Origin of the sequence: Staphylococcus roterodami (genome assembly GCA_022493055.1) — a bacterium.
In the GTDB taxonomy this organism is placed as follows: domain Bacteria; phylum Bacillota; class Bacilli; order Staphylococcales; family Staphylococcaceae; genus Staphylococcus; species Staphylococcus singaporensis.
The window spans coordinates 1,408,796-1,424,373 of record CP092781.1 but is presented as its reverse complement, the minus strand read 5'-3'; the positions used below and the strand labels follow the sequence as shown (position 1 = coordinate 1,424,373).

The following is a 15,578-nucleotide window of genomic DNA, read 5'->3' as shown; positions in this document are numbered from 1 at the left end:
CAAGTCCAAATAATCGTAACGAGTACGACAGCGCAGTTACTGCAGCAAAAGCAATCATTAATCAAACATCGAATCCAACGATGGAACCAAACACTATTACGCAAGCAACATCACAAGTGACAACTAAAGAACAGGCATTAAATGGTGCGCAAAACTTAGCTCAAGCTAAGACAACAGCGAAAAACAACTTGAATAACTTAAGATCAATTAACAATGCACAAAAAGATGCGTTAACACATAGCATTGATGGTGCAACAACAGTAGCTGGTGTAAATCAAGAAACTGCAAAAGCAACAGAATTAAATAACGCAATGCGTAGTTTACAAAACGGTATCAATGATGAAACACAAACAAAACAAACTCAGAAATACCTAGATGCAGAGCCAAGTAAAAAATCAGCTTATGATCAAGCTGTAAATGCTGCGAAAGCAATTTTAACAAAAGCTAGTGGTCAAAATGTAGACAAAGCAGCAGTTGAACAAGCATTACAAAATGTGAATAGTACTAAGACGGCGTTGAACGGTGATGCTAAATTAAATGAAGCTAAAGTCGCTGCGAAACAAACGTTAGGTACATTAACGCACATTAATAATGCACAACGTACTGCGTTAGATAATGAAATTACACAAGCAACAAATGTTGAAGGTGTTAATACAGTTAAAGACAAAGCGCAACAATTAGATAGTGCAATGGGTCAATTAGAAACATCAATTCGTGATAAAGACACGACGTTACAAAGTCAAAATTATCAAGATGCTGATGATGCTAAACGCACAGCATACACGCAAGCAGTAAATGCAGCAGCAACCATTTTAAATAAAACATCTGGTGGTAATACACCTAAAGCAGATGTTGAAAGAGCAATGCAAGCTGTTACACAAGCAAATACTGCATTAAACGGTATTCAAAACTTAGAACGTGCGAAACAGGCTGCTAACACAGCTATTACAAATGCTTCGGATTTAAATACGAAACAAAAAGAAGCATTAAAAGCACAAGTGATGAGCGCAGGACGCGTATCTGTAGCAAATGGTATTGAACATACTGCGACTGAATTAAATAATGCGATGGCAGCTTTAAAACGTGCCATTGCTGATAAAGCTGAGACAAAAGCTAGTGGTAACTATGTCAATGCTGATGCGAATAAACGTCAAGCATATGATGAAAAAGTGACGACTGCAGAAAACATCGTTAGTGGTACACCAACGCCAACATTAACACCATCAGATGTTACAAATGCAGCAACACAAGTAACGAATGCGAAGACGCAGTTAAACGGTAATCATAATTTAGACGTAGCGAAACAAAATGCTAACACAGCAATTGATGGTTTAACTTCTTTAAATGGTCCGCAAAAAGCAAAACTTAAAGAACAAGTGGGTCAAGCGACGACGTTGCCAAATGTTCAAACTGTTCGTGATAATGCACAAACATTAAACACTGCAATGAAAGGTCTACGAGATAGCATTGCGAATGAAGCAACGATTAAAGCAGGTCAAAACTACACGGATGCAAGTCAAAACAAACAAACTGACTACAACAATGCAGTTTCTGCAGCAAAAGCAATCATTGGTCAAACATCAAGTCCAACAATGAATGCTCAAGAAATCAATCAAGCGAAAGACCAAGTGACAGCTAAACAACAAGCCTTAAATGGTCAAGAAAACTTAAGAACTGCACAAACAAATGCGAAACAACATTTGAATGGCTTAAGTGACTTAACTGATGCTCAAAAAGATGCAGCGAAACGTCAAATCGAGGGTGCAACGCATGTTAATGACGTAACACAAGCACAAAATAATGCGGATGCATTAAATACAGCTATGACGAACTTGAAAAATGGTATTCAAGATCAAAATACGATTAAGCAAGGTGTTAACTTCACTGATGCAGATGAAGCTAAACGTAATGCATATACAAATGCAGTGACGCAAGCTGAACAAATTTTAAATAAAGCACAAGGTCCAAATACTGCAAAAGACAATGTTGAATCTGCGTTACAAAATGTACAACGTGCTAAAAACGAATTGAACGGTAATCAAAATGTTGCGAATGCTAAGACAACTGCGAAAAACAACTTGAATAACCTAACATCAATTAATAATGCACAAAAAGAAGTGTTGAAATCACAAATTGAAGGTGCGACAACAGTTGCAGGTGTAAACCAAGTGTCTACAACGGCATCTGAATTAAATACTGCAATGAGCAACTTACAAAGTGGTATTAATGATGAAGCAGCTACAAAAGCAGCTCAGAAATATACTGATGCAGATAGAGATAAACAAACAGCATACAATGATGCTGTAACAGCAGCTAAAACTTTATTAGATAAAACAGCTGGTTCGAATGACAATAAAGCAGCCTTTGAACAAGCATTACAACGTGTGAATACTGCTAAGTCAGCATTAAATGGTGACGCGCGATTAAATGAAGCTAAGAACACAGCTAAACAACAATTAGCGACAATGTCACATTTAACTAATGCTCAAAAAGCAAACTTAACAGAACAAATTGAACGCGGTACGACTGTTGCAGGTGTTCAAGGTATTCAAGCTAATGCTGGTACTTTAGATCAAGCAATGAATCAATTAAGACAAAGTATTGCTTCTAAAGATGCGACTAAATCAAGCGAAGATTATCAAGACGCGAATGCAGATTTACAAAATGCATACAACCGCGCAGTATCTGATGCTGAGGATATTATTAGTGCAACGAATAATCCTGAAATGAATCCTGATACAATTAACCAAAAAGCGAGCCAAGTAAACAGTGCGAAGTCTGCATTGAACGGTGATGAAAAATTAGCGGCAGCAAAACAAACTGCGAAATCAGATATCGGTCGTTTGACAGACTTGAACAATGCACAACGAACTGCGGCAAATGTTGAAGTGGATCAAGCACCAAATCTTGCAGCTGTCACAGCGGCTAAAAATAAAGCAACATCGTTAAACACAGCGATGGGTAATTTGAAACATGCACTTGCTGAAAAGGATAATACGAAACGTAGTGTCAATTACACAGATGCGGATCAACCAAAACAACAAGCGTATGATACTGCGGTTACACAAGCAGAAAGAATTGCTAATGCTAATGGCAGCAACGCGAATGAAACACAAGTTCAAGCAACGCTTAACCAATTGAATCAAGCTAAAAACGATTTGAATGGTAACAACAAAGTTGCTCAAGCTAAAGAAGCAGCGAAACGTACATTAGCTTCATATAGTAACTTGAATAATGCACAATCAACTGCAGCAACTAGTCAAATTGACAATGCAACGACAGTAGCAGGTGTAACTGCTGCACAAAATACTGCAAATGAATTAAATACAGCAATGGGTCAACTTCAAAATGGTATAAATGACCAAAACACTGTAAAACAACAAGTGAACTTTACAGATGCTGACCAAGGTAAGAAAGAAGCTTACACAAATGCTGTTACAAATGCGCAAGGTATTTTAGATAAAGCACACGGTCAAAATATGACAAAAGCACAAGTTGAAGCGGCATTAAACCAAGTAACGACTGCAAAGAATGCTTTAAACGGTGACGCAAATGTAAGACAAGCGAAATCAGATGCGAAAGCAAACTTAGGTACATTAACACATTTAAATAATGCACAAAAACAAGATTTAACATCTCAAATCGAAGGCGCAACATCAGTCAACGGTGTAAATGGTGTTAAAACGAAAGCACAAGACTTAGATAACGCAATGCAACGATTAGAGTCGGCAATCGCAAATAAAGATCAAACTAAAGCGAGAGAAAACTACATCGACGCAGATCCAACTAAGAAAACAGCATTTGATAATGCCATTACACAAGCAGAATCATACTTAAATAAAGATCATGGTGCGAATAAAGATAAGCAAGCTGTGGAACAAGCAATTCAAAGTGTAACAACTACTGAAAATGCTTTAAACGGTGATGCAAATTTACAACGTGCTAAATCTGATGCTACACAAGCTATCGATAACTTGACACATTTGAATACACCACAAAAAACAGCATTAAAACAACAAGTGAATGCTGCGCAACGTGTATCAGGTGTAACTGATCTGAAAAATAGTGCTACATCACTTAATAATGCGATGGATCAATTAAAACAAGCAATTGCTGATCATGACACAATTGTTGCTGGTGGTAATTACACTAACGCAAGTCCTGATAAGCAAGGTGCTTACACTGATGCATATAATGCTGCGAAGAATATCGTAAATGGTTCACCAAATGCGATTACTAATGCAGCAGATGTTACAGCGGCAACACATCGTGTCAATAATGCTGAAACAGGTTTAAACGGTGATACAAACTTAGCAACTGCGAAGCAACAAGCTAAAGATGCATTACGTCAAATGACACATTTATCTGATGCGCAAAAACAAAGTATTACTGGTCAAATTGATAGCGCGACACAAGTAACTGGTGTTAAAAGTGTGAAAGACAATGCAACAAATCTTGACAATGCAATGAATCAACTTCGAAATAGTATTGCGAATAAAGATGAAGTAAAAGCGAGTCAACCATATGTTGATGCAGATACAGATAAACAAAATGCATACAATACAGCAGTTACAAGTGCTGAAAATATCATTAATGCAACTAGTCAGCCGACACTTGATCCATCTGCAGTAACACAAGCAGCAAATCAAGTGAACACTAACAAAACGGCGCTTAATGGTGCACAAAACTTAGCAAATAAAAAGCAAGAAACAACTGCTAACATCAACCGATTAAGTCATTTAAACAATGCTCAAAAGCAAGATTTAAATACGCAAGTGACAAATGCACCAAATATTAGCACAGTAAATCAAGTGAAGAGTAAAGCTGAACAATTAGATCAAGCAATGGAACGTTTAATCAACGGAATCCAAGACAAAGATCAAGTGAAACAAAGTGTTAACTTTACTGATGCAGATCCAGAAAAACAAACAGCATACAACAATGCGGTAACTGCAGCTGAAAATATAATTAATCAAGCAAATGGTACAAATGCGAATCAATCACAAGTTGAAGCAGCACTTTCAACTCTAACAACTACTAAACAAGCGTTGAATGGTGATAGAAAAGTAACAGATGCTAAAAACAATGCAAACCAAACATTATCTACGTTAGATAATTTAAACAATGCACAAAAAGGTGCTGTTACTGGAAACATTAATCAAGCGCATACTGTAGCTGAAGTAACACAAGCCATTCAAACAGCTCAGGAACTGAATACAGCGATGGGCAACTTGAAAAATAGCTTGAATGATAAAGACGCTACACTTAGCAGTCAAAACTTCACTGATGCAGATCCAGAGAAGAAAAATGCATACAATGAAGCGGTTCGAAATGCTGAAAATATTTTAAATAAATCTACAGGTACAAACGTGCCTAAAGATCAAGTTGAAGCAGCAATGAATCAAGTGAATACGACGAAAGCAGCGCTTAATGGTTCTCAAAACCTTGAAAAAGCTAAGCAACATGCGAATACAGCAATTGACGGTCTAAGCCATTTAACAAATGCACAAAAAGATGCATTAAAACAATTGGTACAACAATCAACTAATGTTGCAGAAGCACAAGGTAATGAACAAAAAGCAAACAATGTTGATGCAGCAATGAATAACTTACGTCAAAGCATTGCAGATAACGCGACAACAAAACAAAATCAAAATTATACTGATGCAAGTCAGAATAAAAAGGATGCGTACAATAATGCTGTCACAACTGCACAAGGTATTATTGATCAAACTACAAATCCTTCATTAGATCCGACTGTTATCAATCAAGCTGCTGGACAAGTAAGCACGTCTAAAAATGCTTTAAATGGTAATGAAAACTTAGAGGCAGCGAAGCAACAAGCAACGCAATCTTTAGGTTCATTAGATAACTTAAATAATGCGCAGAAACAAGCTGTTACTAATCAAATTAATGGTGCTCATACTGTTGATGAAGCAAATCAAATTAAGCAAAATGCGCAAAACTTAAATACAGCGATGGGTAACTTGAAACAAGCGATAGCTGACAAAGATGCTACGAAAGCAACAGTTAACTTCACTGATGCAGATCAAGCAAAACAACAAGCATATAACACTGCTGTTACAAATGCTGAAAATATCATTTCAAAAGCTAATGGTGGCAATGCAACACAAGCTGAAGTTGAACAAGCAATCCAACAAGTTAATGCTGCAAAACAAGCATTAAATGGTAATACCAACGTCCAACATGCGAAGGACGAAGCAACAGCATTAATTAATAACTCAAATGACCTTAATCAAGCACAGAAAGATGCATTAAAACAACAAGTACAAAATGCAACAACTGTTGCTGGTGTAAACAATGTTAAACAAACAGCTCAAGAGTTAAACAATGCGATGACACAATTAAAACAAGGCATTGCAGATAAAGAACAAACGAAAGCTGATGGTAACTTTGTCAATGCAGATCCTGACAAGCAAAATGCATATAAACAAGCAGTAACGAAAGCTGAAGCATTAATTAGTGGCACACCTGATGCTGTCGTTACACCTAGTGAAATTACTGCAGCGTTAAATAAAGTTACGCAAGCTAAAAATGATTTAAATGGTAATACGAACTTAGCAACGGCGAAACAAAATGTTCAACATGCTATTGATCAATTGCCAAACTTAAACCAAGCGCAACGTGATGAATACAGAAAACAAATCACGCAAGCAACACTTGTACCAAACGTCAATGCTATTCAACAAGCGGCGACAACGCTTAATGATGCGATGACACAATTGAAACAAGGTATTGCGGATAAAGCACAAATTAAAGGTAGCGAAAACTATCATGATGCTGATACTGACAAGCAAACAGCATATGACAATGCAGTAACTAAAGCAGAAGAATTGTTGAAACAAACAACAAATCCAACAATGGATCCAAATGAAATTCAACAAGCATTAACTAAAGTGAATGATACAAATCAAGCACTTAACGGTAATCAAAAATTAGCTGATGCCAAACAAGATGCTAAGACAACGCTTGGTACACTAGATCATTTAAATGATGCTCAAAAACAAGCGTTAACAACTCAAGTTGAACAAGCACCTGATATTGCAACAGTTAATAATGTTAAGCAAAATGCTCAAAATCTGAATAATGCAATGACTAACTTAAGTAATGCATTACAAGATAAAACTGAGACATTAAATAGCATTAATTATACTGACGCAGATCAAGGTAAGAAAGATGCTTATACAAATGCGGTTGCACATGCAGAAGGTATTTTATCTAAAGCAAATGGCAGCAATGCAAGTCAAACTGAAGTTGAACAAGCAATGCAAAGTGTCAACGAAGCGAAACAAGCATTGGATGGTAATGACAATGTACAACGTGCAAAAGATGCAGCGAAACAAGTGATTACAAATGCAAATGATTTAAATCAAGCACAAAAAGATGCATTAAAACAACAAGTCGATGCTGCACAAACTGTTGCAAATGTAAACACGATTAAGCAAACAGCACAAGATTTAAATCAAACAATGACGCAATTGAAACAAGGCATTGCAGATAAAGACCAAACAAAAGCAAATGGTAACTTTGTCAATGCAGACCCTGATAAGCAAAATGCATATAACAATGCGGTAGCACATGCTGAACAAATCATTAGCGGTACACCAAATGCAAACGTGGATCCACAACAAGTGGCTCAAGCGTTACAACAAGTGACTCAAGCTAAGGGTGATTTAAACGGTAACCACAACTTACAAGTTGCTAAAGACAATACGAATACAGCAATTGATAACTTGCCAAACTTAAATCAACCACAAAAAGCAGCATTAAAAGATCAAGTGACACATGCAGAACTTGTTACAGGTGTTAATGCTATTAAGCAAAATGCAGATGCATTAAATAATGCAATGGGTACGTTGAAACAACAAATTCAAGCGAACAGTCAAGTACCACAATCAGTTGACTTTACACAAGCGGATCAAGACAAACAACAAGAATATAACAATGCAGCTAACCAAGCTCAACAAATCGCAAACGGCACTCCAACACCTGTATTGACGCCTGATACAGTAACACAAGCAGTTACAACTATGAATCAAGCGAAAGATGCATTAAACGGTGATGAAAAATTAGCACAAGCGAAACAAGAAGCTTTAGCAAATCTTGATACGTTACGTGACTTAAATCAACCACAACGTGATGCATTAAGCAACCAAATCAACCAAGCACAAGCGTTATCTACAGTTGAACAAACAAAACAAAATGCACAAAATGTGAATACAGCAATGGGTAACTTGAAACAAGGTATTGCAAACAAAGATACTGTCAAAGCAAGTGAGAACTACCACGATGCTGATGCCGATAAACAAACGGCATATACAAATGCAGTGTCTCAAGCGGAAGGTATTATCAATCAAACGACAAATCCAACGCTTAACCCAGATGATATAACACGTGCATTAACTCAAGTGACTGATGCTAAAAATGGTTTAAACGGTGATGCTAAATTAGCAACTGAAAAGCAAAATGCTAAAGATGCTGTTAATGCAATGACGCATTTAAACGATGCACAAAAACAAGCATTGAACGGTCAAATCGATCAATCACCTGAAATTGCGACAGTAACTCAAGTTAAACAAACAGCAACGAGCCTAGATCAAGCAATGGATCAATTATTACAAGCTATTAATGATAAGACTCAAACATTAGCGGATGGTAATTACTTAAATGCAGATCCTGACAAACAAAATGCTTATAAACAGGCAGTAGCAAAAGCTGAAGCATTACTTAATAAACAAAGCGGTACTAATGAAGTACAAGCACAAGTTGAAAGCATCACTAATGAAGTGAACGCAGCGAAACAAGCATTAAATGGTAATGACAATTTGGCAAATGCAAAACAACAAGCAAAACAACAATTGGCGAATTTAACACACTTAAATGATGCACAAAAACAATCATTTGAAAGTCAAATTACTCAAGCGCCACTTGTTACAGATGTCACTACAATTAATCAAAAAGCGCAAGCGTTAGATCATGCAATGGAATTATTAAGAAATAGTATTGCGGATAATCAAGCGACATTAGCGTCTGAAGATTATCATGATGCAACTGCGCAAAGACAAAATGATTATAGCCAAGCTGTAACAGCTGCTAATAATATCATTAACCAAACAACATCACCTACGATGAATCCAGATGATGTTAATAACGCAACAAATCAAGTGAATAATGCAAAAGTTGCATTAGATGGTGATGAAAACCTTGTAGCAGCTAAGCAACAAGCGAACAATAGACTTGACCAATTAGATCATTTGAATAATGCGCAAAAGCAACAGTTACAATCACAAATTACGCAATCATCTGATATTGCTGCAGTTAATGGTCATAAGCAAACAGCAGAATCTTTAAATACAGCAATGGGTAACTTAATCAATGCGATTGCAGATCATCAAGCAGTAGAACAACGTGGTAACTATGTCAATGCAGATACTGATAAACAAACTGCTTATAATACTGCGGTAAATGAAGCAGAAGCAATGATTAATAAACAAACTGGTCAAAATGCTAACCAAACAGAAGTGGAACAAGCTATTAATAAAGTTCAAACAACACTTCAAGCGTTAAATGGAGATCATAATTTACAAGTGGCTAAAACAAATGCGACGCAAGCAATTGATGCTCTAACAAGCTTAAATGATCCTCAAAAAACAGCATTAAAAGACCAAGTGACAGCTGCAACATTAGTGACTGCAGTTCATCAAATTGAACAAAATGCGAATACGCTTAACCAAGCAATGCATGGCTTAAGAGAAAGTATTCAAGATAACGCAGCAACTAAAGCAAATAGCATTTATATCAATGAAGATCAACCAGAGCAACAAAACTATGATCAAGCTGTTCAAGCCGCAAATAATATTATCAATGAACAAACTGCAACATTAGATAATAATGCGATTAATCAAGCAGCTACAACTGTGAATACGACGAAAGCAGCATTACATGGTGATGTGAAATTACAAAACGATAAAGATCATGCTAAGCAAACGGTTAGTCAATTAACGCATCTAAACAATGCTCAAAAACATATGGAAGATACGTTAATTGATAGTGAAACAACTAGAACAGCCGTTAACCATGATTTGACTGAAGCACAAGCATTGGATCAACTTATGGACGCATTACAACAAAGCATTGTAGACAAAGATGCAACACATGCGAGCAGTGCCTATGTCAATGCAGAACCGAATAAAAAACAAGCGTATGATGAAGCAGTTCAAAATGCTGAATCTATCATTGCAGGATTAAATAATCCAACTATCAATAAAGGTAATGTATCAAGTGCGACTCAAGCAGTAACATCATCTAAAAATGCATTAGACGGTGTTGAACGATTAGCCCAAGATAAGCAAACAGCTGGAAATTCATTAAATCATTTAGATCAATTAACACCAGCACAACAACAAGCGCTAGAAAATCAAATTAATAATGCAACAACTCGTGATAAAGTGGCTGAAATTATTGCACAAGCGCAAGCATTAAACGAAGCAATGAAAGCATTAAAAGAAAGTATTAAAGATCAACCACAAACATAAGCAAGTAGTAAATTTATTAATGAAGATCAAGCGCAAAAAGATGCTTATACACAAGCGGTACAACACGCGAAAGATTTGATTAACAAAACAACTGATCCTACATTAGTTAAATCAATCATTGATCAAGCGACACAGGCAGTGAATGATGCTAAAAACAATTTACATGGTGATCAAAAACTAGCTCAAGATAAGCAACGTGCAACAGAAACGTTAAATAACTTATCTAACTTGAATACACCACAACGTCAAGCATTAGAAAATCAAATCAACAATGCAGCAACTCGTGGCGAAGTAGCACAAAAATTAACTGAAGCACAAGCACTTGATCAAGCAATGCAAGCATTACGTAATAGTATTCAAGATCAACAACAAACTGAATCAGGTAGCAAGTTTATCAATGAAGATAAACCACAAAAAGATGCTTACCAAGCAGCAGTTCAAAATGCAAAAGATTTAATTAACCAAACAGGTAATCCAACACTCGACAAATCACAAGTAGAACAATTAACACAAGCAGTAACAACTGCAAAAGATAATCTACATGGTGATCAAAAACTTGCTCGTGATCAACAACAAGCAGTAACGACTGTTAATGCATTACCAAACTTAAATCATGCACAACAACAAGCATTAACTGATGCAATTAATGCAGCGCCTACAAGAACAGAGGTTGCACAACATGTTCAAACGGCTACTGAACTTGACCATGCGATGGAAGCATTAAAGAATAAAGTTGATCAAGTTAACACAGATAAGGCTCAACCAAATTACACTGAAGCATCAACGGATAAAAAAGAAGCAGTGGATCAAGCGTTACAAGCTGCACAAAGCATTACAGACCCTACTAATGGTTCAAATGCAAATAAAGATGCTGTAGAACAGGCGTTAACTAAGCTTCAAGAAAAAGAAAATGAGTTAAATGGTAATGAGAGAGTCGCTGAAGCTAAAACACAAGCGAAACAAAATATTGACCAATTAACACATTTAAATGCTGATCAAATCGCAACTGCTAAACAAAACATTGATCAAGCGACGCAACTTCAACCAATCGCTGAATTAGTAGATCAAGCAACGCAATTGAACCAATCTATGGATCAATTACAACAAGCTGTTAATGATCATACAAATGTTGAACAAACAGTTGATTACACGCAAGCAGAATTAGATAAGCAAAAGGCTTATAAACAAGCGATTGCTGATGCTGAAAATGTATTAAAACAAAATGCGAATAAGCAACAAGTAGATCAAGCGCTTCAAAACATCTTAAATGCAAAACAAGCATTAAATGGTGATGAACGTGTTGAACTTGCTAAATCAAATGGTAAACATGATATAGATCAATTAAATGCATTAAACAATGCACAACAAGATGGATTTAAAGGTCGTATTGATCAATCAAACGACTTAAATCAAATCCAACAAATTGTAGATGAAGCTAAGGCTCTAAATCATGCAATGAATCAATTGTCTCAAGAAATTACTGGCAATGAAGGACGTACTAAAGGTAGTACGAACTATGTCAATGCTGATACACAAGTTAAAAGAGAATATGATGAAGCGGTTGAAAATGCGAAACAAGCACTTGATAAAACGACAGGTCAAAACTTAACTGCAGAACAAGTTATTAAATTAAATGATGCAGTAACTGCAGCTAAGGAAGCATTAAATGGTGAAGAAAGACTAAATAACCGTAAGTCAGAAGCATTACAAAAACTAGGTGAATTAACACACCTAAACAATGCGCAAAGACAATTAGCGACGCAACAAATTAATAATGCTGAAACGCTAAATAAAGCGTCTCGAGCAATTAATAGAGCTGTTCAATTAGATAGTGCAATGGGCGCAGTTCAACAATATATTGATGAACATCATGTAGATATTATCGGTAGCACAAATTACATCAATGCAGATGATAATTTGAAAGCAAATTATGATAATGCAATTGCGAATGCAGCAAATGAGTTAGATAAAGTACAAGGTAGTGCAATTGCAAAAGCTGAAGCAGCTCAATTGAAACAAAATATTATCGATGCTCAAAATGCATTAAATGGAGATCAAAATCTTTCAAATGCTAAAGAAAAAGCAAATGCATTTGTTGATACATTAAATGGCTTAAATCAACAACAACAAGATCTTGCACATCAAGCAATTAACAATGCTGATACTGTAGTAGGTATAACAGATATTGTTAATGATCAAATTGACTTAAATGATGCAATGGAAACATTGAAACAGTTAGTTGAAAATGAAATTCCAACTGCAGAACAATCTGTAAATTACCAAAACGCTGACGACAATGCTAAATCAAACTTTGATGATGCAAAACGTTTAGCAAATACATTGCTTAATAGTGATAGCACAAATGTGAATGACATTAATGGTGCAATCCAAGCAGTAAACGATGCAATCCAAAATCTTAACGGCGAGCAACGTTTGCAGGAAGCTAAAGACGAAGCAATTCAATCGATTAATCAAGCATTAGCAGATAAATTGAAAGAAATCGAAGCATCAAATGCGACGGATCAAGACAAACTTATTGCGAAAAATAAAGCAGAAGAACTGGCAAACAGCATCATTAACAACATTAATAAAGCAACAAGTAATCAAGCTGTAACGGAAGTTCAAACTTCTGGCAATCAAGCGATTGAACAAGTTCACGCAAATGAAATACCGAAAGCTAAAATTGATGCAAACAAAGATGTTGATAACCGAGTTCAAGCATTAATTGATGAAATTGATCGAAATCCAAATCTAACAGACAAGGAAAAACAAGCACTTAAAGATCGAATCAATCAAATACTGCAACAAGGTCATAACGACATTAATAATGCGATGACTAAAGAAGAAATTGAACAAGCAAAAGAACGCCTTGCACAAGCATTACAAGACATTAAAGATTTAGTGAAAGCTAAAGAAGATGCGAAACAAGATGTTGATAACCGAGTTCAAGCATTAATTGATGAAATTGATCGAAATCCAAATCTAACAGATAAGGAAAAACAAGCGCTTAAAGATCGAATTAATCAAATACTGCAACAAGGTCATAACGACATTAACAATGCGATGACTAAAGAAGAAATTGAACAAGCAAAAGAACGTCTTGCACAAGCATTACAAGATATTAGAGATTTAGTGAAAGCTAAAGAAGATGCGAAAAATGCAATTAAAGCATTAGCAAATGCTAAGCGTGATCAAATCAATTCAAATCCTGATTTAACACCTGAACAAAAAGCAAAAGCACTTAAAGAAATTGACGAAGCTGAAAAACGAGCATTACAAAATGTTGAAAATGCACAATCTAAAGGTCAATTAAATCAAGGATTAAATTTAGGCTTAGAAGACATTAGAAATACGCATGTATGGGAAGTTGATGAACAACCTGCTGTAAATGATATTTCTGAAGCGACGCCTGAACAAATACTTGTTAATGGTGAACTAATCGTACACCGTGATGACATCATTACTGAACAAGATATTTTAGCGCACATAAACTTAATTGATCAGCTTAAAGCAGAAGTTATTGATACACCATCAACTGCAACAATTTCTGATAGTTTAACGGCAAAAGTCGAAGTAATATTACTTGATGGATCAAAAGTGATTGTTGATGTTCCTGTAAAAGTAATAGAAAAAGAATTGACAGTAGTCAAAAATCAGGCAATTGAATCCATTGAAAATGTAGCACAACAAAAGATTAATAAAATCAATAATAGTGCAACATTAACACCAGAACAAAAAGAAGCAGCGATTGCAGAAGTTAATAAGCTAAAACAACAAGCTATTGATCGTATTAACAATGCAACTGATGTTCACTCAGTTGAAGAAATTCAGCAACATGACCAAGCCCAAATTGAACAATTTAATCCAGAACAGTATACAATTGATCAAGCTAAGGCAAATGCTATCAAAGCAATCGAAGATGATATTCAACGTAAAATTGATGAAATTAATGCACGTACAGATTTAACGAATAAAGAAAAGCAAGAAGCTATTGCTAAATTAAATCAACTAAAAGAACAAGCAATTCAAGCTATTCAACGTGCACGAAACATTGAGGATATTACACAACAATTAAATCATTTTAAAGCTCAAATTAGTGCAGTAAATCCAACTGCAGTTGAATTAGCTAAACGTAAACAACAAGCTATTTCAAGAGTAAGAGATATATCTACAGATAAAATTGATAGTATTAGAAATAGTGCAATTGGCACAGCTGATGAAAAACAAAATGCAATAAATCGCATTAACGAAATTGTACTTGATACAATTAGAAATATTAATAATGCACGTTCAACTCAACAAATTGAAGATGCGTTGAATAGAGGTATTGCTCGTATTTTAGCAGTTCAAATAATACCAACTGAGCATAATAAGCAGTCAACAGACTCTGATGGTCATATTAATGGCAATTTACGAATTGGTTATGAAGCAGTGAATCATCCATTCAACAATTCATCTACTGGACATAAAAAGAAACATGAAGACGATGACGAAATTGATCCACTACACATGCGTCATTTCGGAGACAAATTTAGAAATGTTATCAAAAACGCAATAGGTGTCGTAGGTATTTCTGGTTTATTAGCTAGCTTCTGGTTCTTCATCGCTAAACGTCGCCGTAAAGAAGATGAAGACGAAGAACTAGAAATTAGAGACAATAGCAAAGACAAGAAGAAAGGTTCGATAGAAGGTACTAAACACTTACCACTTTTATTTGCAAAACGTCGCAGAAAAGAAGATGAAGAAGATGTGGAAGTTACAAATGAAAACACAGAAGAAAAAGTGTTGCAAGATAACGAACATTCACCACTCTTAATCGCAAAACGACGCAAAGATAAAGAGGAAGATCTAGAAACAACAACTAGTATTGAATCTAAAGATGAGGACGTACCTTTATTATTGGCTAAAAAGAAAAATCAAAAAGATAACCAATCCAAAGGCAAAAAGTCAGCATCAAAAAATACTTCTAAAAAGGTAGCAGCTAAAAAGAAGAAAAAGAAATCTAAGAAAAATAAAAAATAA

1 pseudogene (cut by a window edge) is annotated in these 15,578 nt (G+C 35.6%); it reads left to right on the top strand.

The features are described 5' to 3' along the window. Positions 1 to 15,578, top strand: a pseudogene (gene ebh / locus ML436_06935) (hyperosmolarity resistance protein Ebh) (it extends 15,583 nt beyond the left edge of the window).